Annotated in this window: 18 protein-coding genes; 8 read left to right on the forward strand and 10 right to left on the reverse strand. The window is 43.8% G+C overall.

Features of this window, described 5'->3' with window-relative positions:
- Positions 1-25: 25 nt before the first annotated feature.
- The 8 genes from LBPC_RS12280 to pssD form a co-directional block, all read right to left on the reverse strand.
- Positions 26-1762 (reverse strand): thiamine pyrophosphate-binding protein, encoded by a 1737-nt coding sequence (locus LBPC_RS12280; RefSeq protein ID WP_003663100.1) that lies wholly within the window; start codon positions 1760-1762, stop codon positions 26-28.
- Positions 1755-2885: a polysaccharide pyruvyl transferase family protein gene (locus LBPC_RS12285; protein ID WP_003663099.1), complete on the reverse strand. Its 1131-nt coding sequence runs from the start codon at positions 2883-2885 to the stop codon at positions 1755-1757. The genes LBPC_RS12280 and LBPC_RS12285 overlap by 8 nt, the downstream gene beginning before the upstream one ends.
- Before the next feature lie 49 nt (positions 2886-2934).
- Positions 2935-3750, reverse strand: coding sequence for a glycosyltransferase family 32 protein (locus tag LBPC_RS12290; protein WP_003663097.1), 816 nt, complete (start codon positions 3748-3750; stop codon positions 2935-2937).
- On the reverse strand, positions 3747-4907 hold the full coding sequence (locus LBPC_RS12295) for a hypothetical protein (RefSeq protein ID WP_016363482.1): 1161 nt from the start codon (positions 4905-4907) through the stop codon (positions 3747-3749). The genes LBPC_RS12290 and LBPC_RS12295 overlap by 4 nt, the downstream gene beginning before the upstream one ends.
- Before the next feature lie 5 nt (positions 4908-4912).
- Positions 4913-5896 (reverse strand): glycosyltransferase family 2 protein, encoded by a 984-nt coding sequence (locus LBPC_RS12300; protein ID WP_003663093.1) that lies wholly within the window; start codon positions 5894-5896, stop codon positions 4913-4915.
- 17 nt (positions 5897-5913) lie between these two features.
- Positions 5914-6807, reverse strand: a complete 894-nt coding sequence (locus LBPC_RS12305; protein WP_016363483.1) for a glycosyltransferase — start codon at positions 6805-6807, stop codon at positions 5914-5916.
- Positions 6808-7034: 227 nt separating this feature from the next.
- Entirely contained in the window at positions 7035-7535 is a 501-nt protein-coding gene (locus tag LBPC_RS12310; RefSeq protein WP_003663089.1) for a glycosyltransferase, read from the reverse strand.
- Positions 7536-7548: 13 nt separating this feature from the next.
- Positions 7549-7998, reverse strand: a complete 450-nt coding sequence (gene pssD / locus LBPC_RS12315; RefSeq protein ID WP_032781270.1) for a PssD/Cps14F family polysaccharide biosynthesis glycosyltransferase — start codon at positions 7996-7998, stop codon at positions 7549-7551.
- 271 nt (positions 7999-8269) lie between these two features.
- On the opposite strand from pssD, the gene LBPC_RS12320 reads away from it, so the two are divergent.
- The 8 genes from LBPC_RS12320 to LBPC_RS12360 all read left to right on the forward strand — a co-directional run bounded on the left by LBPC_RS12320 (position 8270) and on the right by LBPC_RS12360 (position 14767).
- Positions 8270-9685: an IS5 family transposase gene (locus LBPC_RS12320; RefSeq protein WP_003663085.1), complete on the forward strand. Its 1416-nt coding sequence runs from the start codon at positions 8270-8272 to the stop codon at positions 9683-9685.
- Between the two features lie 139 nt (positions 9686-9824).
- Positions 9825-11231 carry an IS5 family transposase gene (locus tag LBPC_RS12325; protein ID WP_041091597.1) on the forward strand — a complete coding sequence of 469 codons (1407 nt, stop codon included), beginning with the start codon at positions 9825-9827 and terminating at the stop codon, positions 11229-11231.
- 602 nt (positions 11232-11833) lie between these two features.
- Complete coding sequence (locus LBPC_RS12330; RefSeq protein ID WP_003663083.1) at positions 11834-12223, forward strand: hypothetical protein; 390 nt, start codon at positions 11834-11836, stop codon at positions 12221-12223.
- A gap of 826 nt (positions 12224-13049) precedes the next feature.
- Positions 13050-13295 carry a hypothetical protein gene (locus LBPC_RS12340; RefSeq protein ID WP_003663079.1) on the forward strand — a complete coding sequence of 82 codons (246 nt, stop codon included), beginning with the start codon at positions 13050-13052 and terminating at the stop codon, positions 13293-13295.
- Between the two features lie 87 nt (positions 13296-13382).
- The gene (locus LBPC_RS12345; protein WP_003663077.1) at positions 13383-13622 is read left to right on the forward strand and encodes a hypothetical protein; all 240 of its coding nucleotides are present in this window, start codon (positions 13383-13385) and stop codon (positions 13620-13622) included.
- Positions 13623-13693: 71 nt separating this feature from the next.
- Positions 13694-14110 carry a hypothetical protein gene (locus LBPC_RS12350; protein ID WP_003663075.1) on the forward strand — a complete coding sequence of 139 codons (417 nt, stop codon included), beginning with the start codon at positions 13694-13696 and terminating at the stop codon, positions 14108-14110.
- 1 nt (position 14111) lies between these two features.
- Entirely contained in the window at positions 14112-14378 is a 267-nt protein-coding gene (locus tag LBPC_RS12355; protein WP_003663073.1) for a hypothetical protein, read from the forward strand.
- 17 nt (positions 14379-14395) lie between these two features.
- Positions 14396-14767, forward strand: coding sequence for a hypothetical protein (locus LBPC_RS12360; protein ID WP_003663072.1), 372 nt, complete (start codon positions 14396-14398; stop codon positions 14765-14767).
- A gap of 236 nt (positions 14768-15003) precedes the next feature.
- Here the strand turns inward: LBPC_RS12360 and LBPC_RS12365 are convergent, their stop codons facing one another.
- Positions 15004-16617 (reverse strand): DUF3991 domain-containing protein, encoded by a 1614-nt coding sequence (locus tag LBPC_RS12365; protein WP_003663070.1) that lies wholly within the window; start codon positions 16615-16617, stop codon positions 15004-15006.
- A 41-nt stretch (positions 16618-16658) separates the two neighbouring features.
- Positions 16659-17918: a MobP2 family relaxase gene (gene mobP2, locus LBPC_RS12370; RefSeq protein ID WP_003663069.1), complete on the reverse strand. Its 1260-nt coding sequence runs from the start codon at positions 17916-17918 to the stop codon at positions 16659-16661.

Below are 17918 nucleotides of genomic sequence, written 5' to 3' on the forward strand. Positions count from 1 at the left end.
GCAAATTAGCATATATTTGAGAAAATCATTGATGTAACACCTTTTTAATCTTCTGAATATTAGAACTGCCAAGAATCGACTTAACTTTTTCTTTTGCATAGAGTTTTTTAGATACTTTCAGGTGATATAAAATATCCAACGCTTCTGTTTCAAGAACAGTATCGGTAAATACTTCAAAGATTAGTGATTTATTTAAATGATCAGGATTTGTGAAATAGTCTACGTTTTTCAGATACTCCTCCTTACTCGACGCAGAAATATATTGGAATCCAAGATCTTCAGCATAATGCTTAACAAGCAAATGAGATTTATTCCCGTAATGTCCCTGGGCTGCAATATATCCATTTGCTAGCCCATCTAATTTATATGCACGATTATCTGGATTCTTAAATTCTGTCCCAATACCGTTATTAATTAGTAGAATACGAACATTACTGCCAACGTGCCGATTTCCCAAGACATTCATGTCATAGAAAAATGCAAGATCGCCAAAAACGCCAAAATGCAATTTATCATTCGATAAAGACGCCCCAACAAGAGAAGACACTCCACCATCAATCCCAAAGCCTCCAGTATTAGAATAGGCAAAGACACCGTCAGGAACATTATAAAAACTCCAGTTTCGTAATGAATTATAAATTCCAAGATGAAGGATGGAGTCTTCTGGCAATTTTGAAATCGTCTCGTGCGCTAGCCAAGCATTGGAAAAAGGTAATTCCGGAAAAGATTCTGTCAGGCTATGGGTCGCCTTCCGCCAACTTTCTAAGGTTGGTATGGCAACATGACCAGTTTTGAGATTATTGATGCTCTCAAAGAAATGAGTCTCTGACATTTCGAAAACATATGAGAGTGTATGAAATGTATCACGAACCTCACCATCAGGATTAACTCTCCAGACCTCACTTGCATCAATCTGAACAGGGGCTCCCGTCACATTGCCAAGGTGAATTAAAATATCAACGTGACTGACAGAATCTGAATAATTCTTTTGAGATAGCAACAGTGAAGGATTTACGGCATACTTACCCTTATAATTAGCAATTGGGTCACAAAGCACCACTGCTCCATATTGGCGACAAAATTCGTCAACCTGTGTCGTCAAATTCGTTGTCCACTTGCTATGAGCCCCAACAAAAATGGCCACTTTTGAAGTCTGAGGAATATCTGGGAAAATTTCGTCGTGAGTAATTCTCTTAATCACACGCTCCCGAGGCAATTTTTCAACATCAAATTCGCGACTATAAGAGGTCGTTAGATTCATATGAACAGGTCCATTGCCATCTCGTCGAAGCGCTAGTAGTGCAGTGTTAATACTAACATTGCATGCCCACTCATCCTCTTCTGTATGTATTACAGGAATATGAACGCTAAGTTCAACTGCATCAGCTGGTTGTTGGGTACGATCAATAGCCTGCTGAATATTTTGTCCGATTCTGCCAAGATGTTGTGTTGAAGTCACAGCCAATATTGGAAGCTTTCTGTAATATGCTTCTGTAAGAGCGGGAAGATAATTTCTTGAAGCTGTAGCCTGAGTGCAGCTCAGAACAACTGGTTCTGATGATTCTTCTGCAAGCCCACAAGCAATATATCCAGCCGAACGCTCATCCGCAGCTGAGTATACTTCGAACCAAGGATCAAGCTGAACTCCTTCAACGAACGCAACATTTGTAGTGCCCGGACTGGCGATAATTTTCTTAATATTGTGAGCTTTTAACAGACTTATAAGCATCAAAGTATTCTTCTCATTTGTGTATTTAGGCATATTCACTACTCCTTGAAAAAGCTACTGATAACGAATCTTCCAGAAACATCAACGATTCGGATCGTAAACTATTTAATTTTTGATTGACTGCGACGTAATCGATACTAGTTAGCATCATCTCGATAGAATGTTGATTAAAGTTATTATTCCAGAGGCGTTCTTGAAGATTTAACAGATTTAAAAAATTATCAATTCGACTATTTTGACTATTCTCATCGGTATCCTTAAACCTTCTAAATGCACAGAAATCTTTATTAAAGTTTATTGAAAACGCTATTCCGTGGAAAGAATCCGTGCAAACAAAAGAAGCATCCCGAATTAGCTTCACGAACTCAGCTGGACCAACCCCACCTTTGATTGCACCATTCTTCTTGATGTCGTTCTTATACACCGGTATTATCTTGACTCTTAATCCAAGTTGACGAGCTAGTCGGTCACTTGTACGCCAATAATTCATATTTGATCCGAGGAAATAAATCAGAAGATACGGCTCTTCAGCTGATTCACCCAAAGCCAATGTTTCAGTCCAATCTTTACGTCCAAGCAACAGTGTTGGATCTAAAACTGTTTCGACATCTTTGCCAGTTAACTGTGATAATAACTTGGCGGCAACCGCTTCTCTTACCGACAAATGATCGAATCTTGAGACGAGTGTTTTCATCTCTTTCTCTATCGATTCCTCGGAAATATGGGTAACACCCAGACTTGGTGCATACGCAATCATTGCATGAGGATTTGATACAAAATCTAAGAAGTAATGACTATCAAAATTCATAGGCGACCATATTTGATCACTACCACAGATGAACAAATCAAAAGTTTTATTCAATTGTTTTAGTGTCTCAGTGTCTTCACAAAGATCTGTTAACGGAAGCCGTGTATTTTTAAAATTATCAAACAACTTTCCATTAAATTGCTCTACTCGATTGGATCCACTCCAATTTTTCATTTTGCTGAAAATACGTTTCATAAATTTTGACACAATATTTTGGTGTTTTTCACCTGCGTTTGTAGCGGGATAATACTGGACTAATTCAGTGTGAAATCCCATGTTTGTCAATAGCTGGGTTGTCGCCTTCGCCTGTAGGACGGTGCCGTAGTTGTAATAACTAAACCAGGTCATAACTGCTATTGACTTTTGGTAATTGCCAGTATTGCTTTGAATCGCTTCCTTATTGATTTTTATTTCCTCCTTTGAAGAGCCTCATGATCACACCGCTTAAGCCATATCGTTGACACGCATTCCAAACCCGCTCTGGAAACTGCAGAAATGAAACAACAATGTGCGCCACCCTTTCACCAAGATGTCTAGTAAAAAATTGTTCAAGTTTAACCCATTTCTGAAAATCTTCACTGAGCCACGACATCGCATAGTGATGAATTCCACGTGTATCCTCGGTAATCTCCTGAAGGCCGGTCTTAAAATTAATCGGAGAGAAAAATGCGTGCGGATAAATCTCAATACCGGAAATTTTTTCTATCGAACCAGCACCAATAAACCCGCGTTCCTCAAAATACTGCGTGGTAAAATCAACGACTGTCTTGTAATTATTTGTGCCATCTGAATTGGTAAATGAACTATGCTCATAAATAGAAAGAATGTCCTGATAAGCCCGCATATGTGGAATTGCACCAAGTATTAGTCCGGGATTGATAACCTCATGCCCCTTATCACGTTCACAGGCCATAAACGGGCCACTTTCGATAATGTCATCAATCGGTCGGATCAGCTCAACATCGGTGTCCATATAAATTCCGCCGAATTCTTCGAGAATTTTAAATCGGGCAAAATCACTTACGAAAGCCCATTTTTTTGCGGAGTATGCATCCTTGGTATAAGCCGTGGTTTCTATTGGAAAATTTGATTCATTCCATTCCTTGATCTTGTATTCTGGGCAATATTTTTTCCAGGATTGAATGCATTCAATAACCTGATTACCTTTGGGATTGCCTCCAAACCAACAATAGTGAATTGTCTTTGGAATCATACGCTCAATTGTCCCTCCTGCTTCTTTTGTATCGATGTGAACGTTTCTCTGCGAGCGGAGTAACATACAAAAAGGAAAACAAAATTTCCTGTCAGGGAAACCATCATCCCTTCATAAAGGCTCCACACAACAGTTATTACGGTGAGAAGAGCAAGAATCAATTCATTTTGTTGCTTCAACGAAATCAACAACCTTTGCACTATGAACAGGTAAGCCATCAATCCAATACACCCATAATACATTAGCAATATAACATAACCGTTATCTAAAGCATAATATGTATTATTAGAAATTAGACTCAGATCTAAGTGCTGTCCAAACAGAGTAACTGAATATGTTTTCAAGTACATCATGCTGAGTCCAATTCTACCATTGAACATCTTATCATTGATGAAGCTCACTAAAGGACTTCCAAGACCCTTGACCACATATAGCCGCATCATTAAGACGACCAATAATCCAATTATCGGAGCTATCCAATTAATCATCTTTCTCCAAATTGTTTGAACGTTCGGTTGTCGAAGTATCCAGCTAAAGAATAAAGCCATTAACGTCAAGCCCAGCGTAGTTCTAGATCTTGCAAGTACGTATGTCCCGAATGCAACGAAAGTTAAAAAACTAATCCGAGTAAATGAAAGTTTTCTTCGATGTATTGCCAAATTCATCAACACTAAAACGCCCACTTGCGCCGCAAAGATATTTGCGTGAGCATAGCCCATTGAATATCCAACTGCATCATAACCATACTTCGAGATACTCATAGCAGTGTTGGGTAATATTCCTATGATCGAGGCACTAACAACACATAAAAAAACCAACAATCGTTCTAGAAAAACTACTCGCAATACTTTTTCAACTTGATTTTTGTTAATCAGGATTGCCGCACAGAACAGCAAAAATAAATTTGAATTCCCACCTGAAACGTAGGAGGCAAGTCCAATCAAAAGGAGAACGAACGTTCTAGTAAAAGACGAGACAGTATAACCATTGCACAATGCACACACTATTGCTGCAACGATTGCAACCGTCTGAAAGAGCACGTGGGCGGAACTATTTTCGAAATTAGTTAATGCAACGTTTTCTAAGCTGGCATTCAACATCGCAAAGACGATGAAAATATAATACGCCCATCGCGATATAGTTTCTCTGGTTCTCACATCAATTACCCCTTCAAGTTCAGAACAGTAACAATAATCGAATATTGACGCCAATACAAAAGACTAAGAATCAGAGTTTGTTTCAAGTTGAAATACCTCAAAACACTTAAAAAGCCAAGGTTCTTAAAATCCATCCTAAAGTCTGCATCTTGTGATATCTCGATTAGGGCGTCTTTTTGACCAGTAATCAAATATTTAACTTGCGTAGTTGCACCATAAGCTGCTCTCAATAAATGCACCGATAATTTCTGATCAATATCCATTATTTTACAGTCGTCCATTTCTGTGGAAACTGCCCGATTAACTACGTGATAAGATTCATAAAATTTCGGACTATAATGACGCATCATGCCTGAATCAACTCGATAATTATACAGGGGTTTATCGAGATAATAGATTGATGCCGCTGCTTTCACAAGCGGAATTGTCTGTAGCAAATCCTCACCAAAGTTGTATGGATAAAACTTGGAATAATCCCGATGCACATCGACAATTTCTCGCTTGAACGCTTTTAACCAAAGCGCATTTATCTTGTACGTGGTTAGTAATAAATCATAAACTTCTTTTTTATCCGTTTGCATTCCCGTCGGTAACACATGCTGAAAAAAAATCTTTTTTTGCCCATCTCGGACAACATTTGCATTAAACAAGACTAAATCTGCCTGGCTAGCAATGATTGTCGAGTTTAGCGACGAAAGAGCATCTGGCTCAAAAAAATCATCTGAATCGCAAAACAAAAAATATTCCCCTTGGGCATTCAGAAGGGCAACTCGTCGTGCGGAAATCAATCCTTCATTCGCCTTGTTAATGAGTTTTACAAATGAATACTTTTGAGCAAATTCGTTGCATATTTTGACACTGTCATCTGTCGAGCCATCATTGACAAGTATAACTTCAAAGTTTGTAAAACTTTGGCTCACAATGCTGTGTAAACATTTTCGGAGATATTTTTGAACATTATAGACCGGAATTAGAATACTGAATCTCATCGAGTCCTCCTAGACAACTAAAGATTATTTGTCAACACTGCCAACAAGTACACAAGATTAAACTTCCAGTCTCCAAAGCTTATATTCCGTAAACTTAAGAGCCATAATCGATCTGATAAATTGCGACGATAACCGCGAATTCGATTAGTAATCTCTGCAAATTCTGGCAACATCTGATTTGAATATCCTTCCCATAAACAACTCATTTGTTGCTCTACGTTAAATGTGAAAAGGTATTGCTTTAGTTGTTGAATTTGTGCCTTTAAACCTACTCCAAGTCCAACAGTGTTATTACCGTGTTGACGATACTTCATATGAGTATCTGGATCAGCAATTACAGTTCCCCCCGTGCATAAGCAAACTTTTAGTAGCCATGAGTCATGCATCATTGAGTAGCTAGGACTATACTCATTTACCAGCTTCGCAAGGCGCCTATTAAATACGGTTGTGCAACCAGCATTACCAGAATAAATAAATCGACTCGTTAAGTTTCTTTTGTCATTCAATCGATGAATACTTAGCTCCGCCAAGTTACTATCAACCAAAGTTTGTCCACAAAAATATAACGAAGGAACAGTTTGGCTTTGATAATTCAATTGATGACAAGCAATGGCAAGTTTGTCGTTATCCCAAACATCATCCTGATCACTGAAAGCATAATAATCCGCCGAAGAGTTTGCCCTTTGAATTAGTTCAAGATAACCCTGTGCAACGTTGAGGTGCTCACCTTTATACCACTCGAGAGCTCCCTTAGTAGCATATTCTCGAAGAATATTTAACGTATTATCCTGAGAACCATCGTCACGAACCAGAATTTGAACTTCCACACCATCTTGATTCAGGATACTGTCCAATTGTGCTCGTATATATTTCTCACCGTTGTATGTCGCCATCAACACTTGTACTTTCATCTTATCCCCTATCCACACGTTTCACTAGAAGCATACTTTCCAACTAACGGCTCTCGCTCGAGCTTCTTTGACATCGTAACCATCAAATCCAATTAATGGTCACCAGTCCCTATGCTTTTCCTTACTCATCGGATTGGTTTTCCATCAAATCCATCCAGCTACGAAAAAGACTTGCAATCTACTATGTGAGGTTCTTACCCAGTCCATTGAAAAGGACTAATGATTCTTTATTTTTTTAGTAAGTTCTCCACAATCCGAGCAAACTCACTATTAAATTTTTCATTGTTATTGACCAAATCACCTGTAAGATTTGCAATAAGCGAGTCATACTGCTGAATATCTTTCCCTAGATCGTCAATATGTTCAACCACAAGTATATTTTTCTTGCGCGCCGCAACCTCATTTGCAAAATTCAACTGATGATTGTTAACATGTTCATCAAATTGAGCTTGACGTGGCACAACAATTGGAATTTTTCCTAATTGAAGAGGCATAATAAAACTTGACGGTCCCCCATGTGTGATAACAATTCGAGCGTCTTTAACATACTTCCACATCTCTTGATAGGATAAAAATCGAAAGGTCTCACAATTTTGAGGATGATATGTACTATAGCCTGTCTGAATGACAACCTTCTCGTCGATCACACTTTCTGAGACCAATTCATCTAATTTCTCTAATAATCGATTAAAAGGCTGCTCGTGTGTCCCCACAGTTACAAATATCATTTGATTCCTCCCGTTAAAAAATGCTTCCTAGATTAACAGCTTTAGGATAAACCTTGCGCATTTCTTCCCACTGCACGATAAACTTGTCAGCAATAGGATAGACCATCTTGCCAGTTACCGTTGGTTTATCAATTCGGTCAAAAACCTCAACATAAATCAATTTGGCGCCCAATAACTTTCCAATATAGAAAAAAGGGACCGCAACCGCCGCACCTGATGAAATTATTACGTCCGGGCGTTCTTTAAACAATACTTTAAATGCTAATGCAGTATTAATAATCAAGGCTTTTAAGCTACGATTAGTAGGATAGTAACAATGATATTGGCGTTCACCGTTCAATAGACTTCGTGCATCTTCCTTATCGAAAGTCACCCAAAACCTATCATTTTTTTTCCAAAATGGTTGTAACATATATAAGTGTGTCAAATGTCCCCCAGAAGATCCTACTAAACATACTTTCATACTACATTCCCCCTAAAATAATCGGCATCAGAAGCCTCCATGAGACTCTCTCATTTAGCCTTATTTTTCAGTATACCGCAAGAATTCACAATCACAACTTTCGAAATCGGTTTCGTTTTTTTGTAACAATATTGTAGTGGCCGTTTAAAAACTATAACGTTCAAGCATTTCAACCCATAAGCTCATTATTGCGTTATAATAAATCCATAGAAAATTACCGATTTCGCACATTTCTCGTGCATTTTTCCAGAATATCCTTGGAGGTTATCTCATGGCATATCGTCACAGCCCGCTTCAACTATCATTTGAATCTTTTGGCGCTGGTCTAAGCACACCTCTTAGCCCAGATAACGAATGGGTTCAATTGGCGGAGGTTATGCCATGGAAGGCGCTCGATGACGCATACCAATTGGAGTTTACCAAGAATCTTGGCCGCGCTGCGAAGCCTTTTCGCATGCTTTATGGTGCTGGTTTGATTCAACAACGAATGGGGCTAACAGATCGTGGTGTAGTTGCGGCGATTCGGGATACACCGGCGCTTCAATACTTCATTGGTTTGTCTGAGTACAAAGCAGTGGCGCCATTCAGCTACTCCAGCTTGGCTCACTTTCGCAAGCGGATTGCCGACATTTCTGAGCTGATTACCAATATCGTCAACGACACTGTCCGGGCTAAGATTGAAGCGTTGGTCCCGTTCAAGGTAGACACAGTCATCACTGATGCAACAGCGGTACCCGTTAAAATCAAGTATCCGCAAGATACTGTGTTGCTCAATCAGGCTCGGCTCAATCTTGAAGCGATGGCAATCGATATGGCACACCAATTGGGTGTGCCGAACCCACGCATGTATAAACGTGAAGCCAAACACTGTTGGACGGCGTTTTCGCGCCATCCAAAGCAACAACGCGGCGGCTTTCATAAGCAGGTCAAAGCACAATTGCAATACGTTCGTCGCGATCTGCGCTACATCAACGAGTTCTTAGACCTTGGGGCAACTTTGCCAGAAAAGCAGGCAATCCGCCTGGGAGTCATTCGGATCTTGTTTGACCAACAGTGGTACATGTATACCCATAAGACGCATCGCGTCGAAAATCGTATTGTCAGTCTCCAACAGCCATACATCCGCCCGATTCAGCGTGGCAAAGCAAATGCCAAAGTAGAATTCGGCGCGAAGATTGATTGTTCTCTAAGCGAAGGCGTAATCGATATCGAACGCTTAGACTTTAATGCCTTCTCTGAAGGCAAAGACTTTAAGGAGACCTTGGACCACTACTTTGACTTGCACGGACATTATCCTGATGAAGTACTAGCGGACACATTATATCGTAATCGAGAGAACCTGAAGCTATGCAAAGACTTAGGTATCCGCATCTGTGGTCCCAAATTGGGGCGTCATCCGAAACACGTTAACACTGAACAACGCCGAAAAGATACTGACGCCGAGAATCGACGAGGTGCCATAGAGCGCCGGTTTGCCTTTATGAAGGGTTCACTGGGGCTTGATTTGGTGAACACTCGAACCGCTGAATCGTTGGCCGTAAAGATCGATGAGGCAATCGTCCTGAGCAATGTGTTGGCCCTGATGCGGGTTTTTGCTATACCAATTTTTGTTTTGGCAGAATCAGAAGGAGTAACCTATCAAATTCGCTATAAATTTACTACGAAAGTTGAAAATATGGTGGCCTAATTAGTGGCTGGTGAATAATTTGTCCAAGTTATCTGTAACAGCTCCTTAACCCGTTATCGTTGTATAATAGATGCATAGGAATTCCCGGTATTCCGTCAATCCCCATGCACTTTACACAACCCTATCGGAGGCGTTATCCATGGTTTATCGTCAAACAGTCACGCAACTCTCAATTGAATCCTTTGGTACTGCACTGAGCACACCGCTCAGTGCAGACAACGAGTGGGTTCAGCTTGCGGATCAAATGCCATGGCAGAAGTTAAGCGAGGCATACCAATTGGCTTTTCCTTCGAAGCTTGGCCGTGCTGGTAAACCATTTCGCCTGTTGTATGGTGCTCAGTTGATCAAGCAACGAACTGGTTTGTCTGATCGAGACGTTGTCGAAGCGATTCGTGACACCCCGGCTTATCAATACTTCATTGGTATCCCTCAGTATCAACTTAAAGTCCCATTCGATCACACGGCGCTGGCGTACTTTCGCCGGCGGATCGCGCCGATTTCTGAATTGATCCGCAATATCATGACCGATACGGTTCGGGAACGACTTCAACGCCACTTACCAACCAAGTCGGTGATGATCACCGACGCAACTTGTACTCCGGTGAATATCAAGTTTCCCCAAGATACGCATCTACTTAATCAGGCGAGAACAAACCTAGAAGATGACATTAAAGTCATGGCTAAACAGCTTCAAATTGCACCACCACGGACTTACAAGCGTGAAGCTCACGCAAAGTGGACTGCCTTTTCACGCAAACCACGACGTTGGGGGAAGCTCACACAAAAGCAAATCAAAGCCCAACTTCAATACATTCGTCGCGACTTGCGCTATGTCGATGAGATGATCGACCAAGGTGCGACCTTGACCGCGGCGCGGGCTAAGCGACTTGGCGTCATTCGCTTAGTCTTTGACCAACAAGATTACATGTATCGCAACCACACGCATCGTGTCGAAAACCGGATCGTAAGCTTAAGTCAGCCGGAGATTCGTCCAATCATGCGAGGTAAATCAAAGTCCCCGGTTGAGTTTGGACCAAAGATCGATGTTTCGATCATGGATGGCGTGATTGACATTGAGCGTTTCTCTTTCAATGCCTTCAATGAAAGTGGTGACCTTGGATCGACACTTGATCACTACTACGACGTGCACGGCGAATATCCAGACGAGGTACTGTTGGACACACTGTATCGAACTCGCGAAAACATTGGGATGTGTGCCAACCTTGGTATCCGCGTGAGTGGACCGCGGCTTGGACGTAAACCAAAGCATGTGGATCCAGCACAGCGCCATCAGGATCAAGACGCAGAGAACCGCCGCGGCGAAATTGAACGCCGATTCTCGTTCGTAAAGGGGAATCTCGGATTGGATCTTGTCAAAGAGAAGACCGCAGAGACAATTGCGGTTGCCGTAGACACTGGTGTGGTCATGGCGAATTTGGAAAATCTTCTCGCAGTTTTAAGTAGACCAATTTCGATTACTGCCAAAAAGAATAAGACTGCGGTGAAGATTGATTACAAAGTTATCGTGGATTTGCCTGAAAGTTAGGGCTAATTCACCAGCCACTAGATAGCAAGTGACATCTTTAAGGATTAACTCGCATTACTTCACACAAGCAACATTTAAAATTTAAGGTGGCCATTTAATTTTGCCGCTTCTGTTAACAACAATACTGGGAAAAGTTTGATGACACTTATTCAAGATATAACTTCAAACACCACAGAACACCGCCCGATACCTGCAACACAGCCCGCAGTAGGCAGCTCATCAATATGTGACGGCGCGGCCCAAGGGCCCTTTCGCGCTCGTCACGGTCACGCTGTATCCCTTAGCTTAGCTAGCGACCTTGCATATCAAGTTCAAGACCTTCCGGATCAAGCTCCGGGGCGTACCGCCAAACCTCAAAGCGGTGGAAACTAGCAAGCTAGTTTCAAATTCAAGAGCTAATCTACGTCTTTCGCGCTCCGCCTAACGCCGCTTTGCGGCTACACTAGCCGCCCGTCCCACACAAGGGGCGGTATTTTTTTGCAAAAGGCGCAAATAAATCCCTACGGCACTCCCTTGTGTGTGCCAGCCGGCCAGTGCTACGGCTACGACGTCGAAAGACGTAGATCAGCTCTTGAGAGCGTCAAAATTTAGGAGGAATTACCATGAAAACTACTTACGATGAGATTATCAAACAGTCATGTGACAAACTCGCCCAGACCATGAGCGATATGACTTACTGTTACGAAGAAACAAACGTCCCTAAAAAGCACTACAAGAAGCTTCTGTCCAAGTCGATTGAGGAAGTCTATGCTGATTCCGTCAGCCTCGAAATGACTAACAATTACTATAAGATGCTGTTGTCCCTAAACAAAGGCAACCGCCAGTGGTTTGTCGAGGCTATGCTTTATATCGAGCTTGGCACCGCACCTGATAAAGCAGGCGTAGAGGTCAATGGCAAAGTTAGTCGCATGGCTGATGCGATTATAGCTCAAAAGGCATCGATGATTGACCCAAAAATCCTTGACGCCGTGGCGCCAACGCCAACACGCTAGTCCTGCTGGTTACAATTGAAACGCCGAATTCCTACAGCATCAAGGAATTTGGCGTTTTTTTTGGCAAAAAGTAGCCGGCGGCCCAGTGCAGTTGGCAGTGGTAGGCGGCCGTGCCGGCCGCGCGAACCGGCATGAATCAGCGAGACCCACGCTGATCCATGCCGGTTTCGCTATCTCTTGCAGCGAGTTCTGAGGCAACTTAGACGATTTAAGCAAACAACCACCCGTCCGAGGCGCTTCTCGTCGACGTTTTGTCGCGATCTCCAAACCAAATTATTGCAAGATCCGTGCATATTCATACAACTCAAGTTCTGCCCATTCTTTCGCTGCCGGGTCCGGCCTAGACAACAGCTTCCAGATCAAAGCCCGATCTAAAAGCTGCTTTGAGAAGCGATGGCTCGCCAAGCCGACTCGCTCATCGCGGTTACTTTGTGCACGCTTCTTAGACAGTGGCTGGGCGACGATTCAATTGACCCTAGATCCACGTATCCAGATATTCAGTATTCAAGCTAGGCAACAGCATAACCCACGCGGCACGCCGCGGGCGCAAGCGCCGATACCCCTTCTAAGGAAGGTTCTCGTGGCCTTGATTCGTACATTAGACCAGCACCAGGGGCGCTAACTGACAAGTCGGTAAGCGCCCCTAGGTTCGGAGAAAAGGGCCGCAAAAACTTTTGTTCCACAAGCCCAGTTACACAAAACTTTTTGACTTGCGCTGCGCTTACCCTTGTCACCTCACCCGCTGCCGGTGCGAATGTGTCATCAAGACGGCTCGACAAAAACCTTCCTTAGAAGGGCACGCCATCAGTAATAGGAGGATTGCATCATGAAAGAAGTAACTATGAAAGATTTCCCAGTCATCAAGAGAGAACTCAAAGAACGTAAACGGGTTTGCCATCTTACCAAGTCAGAATTTCAAGCTATCCTAGACGCTTACATCACTTACGACTGGCAACCGGTCTACGATACTCGCCTCTACCAGCAATACGGCGGTGAATATTGTCTCACGCTAGAGCTTATCGCCAAGCGTATCATTACCGCGCCACAGCAACGCATGATAATTCTCGCCTAGTTTCAGGCCACTTAAAGGAGGTGATGCTTATGAGATAGCGTGCGTTTTACTTCACATCGAAACATCAATCTCAGCAGGAGGAACACTATGGAAATCAAATCAAAAAAAATCAGCATTGCCGCTGGAACGGCAATGCTGACGGTATCAGCTATCACTGAACTTTTTCAAGGAGTGCTGGATAGCTTCTACGACTTATGCGAACTGGAAGACGATGAACGAATGAGTTTTGCGGAACTCCTGATTGGCGTCAGCGTCGTGCTAGCAATTTTCCTAGCATTTATCGCTTTAGCTAACTTCATCATCTTACAAGGTTCAGCTTACAAGTAATCGGCGAATTTTACAACTTACTGTCCACCGACCGTGGATAACTCAATGAATCGCTTAAAGGAGAAAACATTATGACTGAAACCGAAGAAATTTTCCCAGTGACCCGTGAAGTGTTCGATGCATTAGGCGTCTACGTTCAATGCCACCAATACAAACTGCTTGGTACAACAAACGTCAGCATCTTAGAACAAACTATTAGCCACTTAGCACACATTAACTATGCCGCAAACTTCGCTTTTCATCACAACGAGCCGGAAAATTGGCTGGCATTGGAAGGCTACCGTTACAGCCCTACCCGCTCCGTGATGCTTGACTTAGCGCACATGCTCCCACATTACAATCGTGAACGAGCGCTGGAAGCCGTGAAGTTAATCATTGAAAGCTGTGGTCCGCTCAAGACTGCTCACGATCAGGCCATACTTTCAAGCCTAGAAAACCGGCTCACAAAGCCTAAAGACTGCTTAGCACTAGCTGTTCAGGAGGCTTAGCATGAAAACAACATTAGTGAAACGCACCTACGACTGGCAATATCGATTTTTCGATCAACGCGAGCGATTGGATGATACAGCCAATCAAATCATGGAAGACTTCGGTTTGTACATCGCACCCACTTGGCTAGCACTCAAAAGAAGTGACGAAGTGAAAGCTGGATTATGGGCACTGAATCGCAACAACGACTATGACACGCACGTTTTTGCCGGACTGGAAATGCGGTTGCAAGGTAATGCACTTACGGTAAAACGGGTCACGGACTAAGAAAGGAAAAACACAGTATGGCATGCTATGAACGCTTCGATAAAGAATATCCGTTTGCTTGGATTGAACAGAATATTTTTGATAACCACGAACTACAATCGTTTACCCCAGTATTTTGTCACCCGATTCAGTGGGATAATCCACCTGTGAATGTCGTAGTCGTTGAGCCTATCGCCCTCATGTATCAAGAAACACTAGATGGCAACCGATACTATGTCCTGCACCCAGTATCTTGGGCTGAATTGATACACTCAAACTATCATCTCGTCACTTCTGAACTGCATCGCGCCTTATCCTTCAAAACAGTCAATGCTAAGCGCAACGCGATACTTGACCTGATAAGGATTTGTGAAAATCAAGTGGAGATGAAACACATTATCAATAACTAGACCAAGCAAAAAGACCATCGGAGCACAATGCCCGATGGCCTTTTTTTGCGCGGGGCGGCTCAGCGTGGCCGGCCGTCCCGGCCGGGTGCCGTGGGGCGCCTGGCCCGCCCACGCGGCACGGCAACGTTGTTCGTCGTTGCAAGGTTTCGGTAAAGACAACGTTATTGCGACGGCACGGGGAAAACCACCCGCACACGTCGCTGATCGTGTCTACTCCGCCGCCTAGGCCACTTCGATCATCTAGCCAGTGCTCGTTGCGCTGGAGAACTTTGCTGGCGCGGCTGCGCCTTGCTCTTGAGTGAAGTCTGCTCAGCCTCGGCTCCCATGACACGTTCGTCTTGCTTATCCACCGCGTTGTATCCATAGGTCTTGATGAGGTAAGCCATTTCTTGAGGAGAATCAGCCTCGAAAAAGCCAATCGTCTGATCGAGCCGGTTGACGGCCTGATAGCGTGTGGTGCCATCTCTGTTCGGCGTGCGATCAACAACAATCTGTTGATCATCTTTAGCGTACGCGTGACGGTCTAACGTCGCCGATAACGAATCGGAGCGCATGGCTTTCAAATCATCGTTCCAGTCCTTAATCGGGTGTGCTGCGGGTTCATATCCCTTCTTGAATTGCTTGGCATAGCTTCCAATTTTTCCCGCAAGTTGCTCTCGAACGTCTTCAGCCATGCCAGGTTGCAGCCGACGGATCAGAAGCTCAACATCCGGTGTATCTTCCTTTGTAACTAACTTCATCTGCGTCGCGATCTCGGTCGCTCGATCGGCGTACTGAGTGCCTGTATAGGGCTTATCAATGTTATCCGCACCACCGATGAAACCCTCCTGAAATCCAAAACCATTACCAAGCTCACGCTTGCTGTTAAAGTTGGTCTCCGCTTTTTCAACGGCTGCCAGATCACGCCAATCAACGCCCACTGAGTTGGCAACGTTGCGCAATACCGTGACCCGATTTTGCGGAATCTGCCGATCATGCGGCATCAGATTGAAGTACGGCAGGACTTCGCCAGTCTCTTGAACCACGAATTGATGATCCTTCATCATCCGATCGAAAAAAGTATGACCTGCCGGATCATTGTCAACACCAAAGCCAACGCTACTCGGCACGTTGCCGGTAAGTTCATACATGTATTGGATTCCCTTAGTGACCGTCACCGGTTTCAACCCATCCATAGATAAAAACATGGCATTGTCAGTTTCGGGGTGTGTTGTGAGGTAAGATAACGCGTCGATTGGTGCTTCAAAGACTAGCAACTTATCTGGCTTGCCAATCGAAAAATTGAAGCCAAAGTCCGCCTCTGAATTCTTCATGATACGCTTAGTCGTTCCACGATGACCATTTTCATCATAGTCAATTGTCGTCCCTTGCGTAGCTGCACCAACACGCCGGCCGCTCTTGGCCCAGACAAACACCACATCACCATTTTGATCCTGTTGCAAGAACCCTTTTTGGTGCAGCGTCGAGACTAACTGCGGGTTCAAGCCCCGCGCAATTGTCAGGTAATCGTAGGCACGTGTGAAGTCCTTACTATTACGAGTATTGTATTGGAAAGGCTCGGTCTTACGCTGCACGACATCTGCACGCGACAAGCTCGGATCGTTCAACAGTTTCACCGCATCCTGCATTGACTCAACACCAACGACGCTCATCATAAAATCAATCGGATCTCCGTGCATTTGCCGTGAGTTCCAATAAAATGTATTCTTCCTGGCATCAATGACAAATGAATCATGCTCCACACCGCGCCAACTGACTGAGCTTTCCTGCTCCAGGTTAAAGCCATTGCGCTGCACGACATCTACGATTGATGCTTGCTTAGCACGCTTAAAGTCTTCCTTCCATGTCATATGGATCACCTCCCAAAAAAGACGCAACCATTTTGGTTGCGTCAGCGATAAAGATCTTGATTCTGATTATTTTTCTTGGCTTCTTCTTCAGCAGCGCTGCGATCATGCGCTTGCTTATTCAGCAAGTGTTGTTGTACATCGCCACGAAAGAGATTCTTAATTACCTTCAGCGAAGACAAGATGCCATGGATCGGCACGCTTCTTGCTATCGAACGTTTTGGTGGATCAGAAGCATCCGCCTTAGGATCCTCCTGCTTGTATTGATTTCGCCGATCCTGGGCCAGCATCTCCTTAAGCACCGAGTTCCCCATCCGCGCAAAGAGCTCATCATATTTGTGATCGTAGTAATCTTGCGACCGATGTTCTTCTTTGCCAGGCTGACCTTTGCCGTAGAGAAATTCACGGAAATTCACTTCAATCATTAATTGCGAGTCGAACTCTTTTAACTCATTATTGTGATAGAGCTGCATGTAGCGACTTGCAAAACCATCAAGTAATGGGCGCAAGCTTTTTATGCCATTCATGTTATAGCGCCACTGCCGACGATCGTCTGGGAGCTTGCTGTAAATCTGCTTGTAGTAGTTCATCAATTGCCGATCTGGGAGATTACGCCATGGCTGCTGATGAGCTGGCAAACGGTCTCGAATCAGGCTAGAAATTTGCGCAAGCGATGGATCACGATTCAACAATTCGTTTGCGACAGCGGACTTAAATTTACTGAGCGTCCCTGCCTTCAGATAGCCTTTACGTTCCTGAATCACCTTTCCACCGCGTTCAAATTCCATAAACTCTCGCTGCGGATCAGGTTCGACCGTTGCGATATGAACATGAATGTTATCCGTATTGAGATGGATTGATGCCGACCAAAGCGCCGACGCCGTGAGTCCCTCATCGGCAAGCAGTCTGCCCATGCCGGTACGAATTGCCGTCCGAAGTTTCTGTTGATCCACCGCTTGTGTTTGCAGATCATAGATGCCATGCTCGGCTAAAAATGTGTTATCGAAGCTCACAACCGTTTGCCACATGACTGACCCATTTTGCTCAGCCTTTTCAAACAATTGCCGCAACTGTTTCCGCGCATCAAGACCAAGTTGGTCTTTGCCAGCGGTGAAGATTCCGGTACTCTTCTCTGGATTTTCCATGTAGTGGTTATAGCCATCATAGTTGACGGCGTTCCAATCCTTGAAGTGTTTGGAACGCATCGCATCGGAGCGATTAATGTAGTTGATATAACCGGAAAAGTGCTCGTCGCCGGGTCGTTCAAAGCGCATGACTGAAACAATTCCTGGACTACTACCCAT

Source organism: Lacticaseibacillus paracasei subsp. paracasei (assembly GCF_000829035.1).
GTDB lineage: Bacteria > Bacillota > Bacilli > Lactobacillales > Lactobacillaceae > Lacticaseibacillus > Lacticaseibacillus paracasei.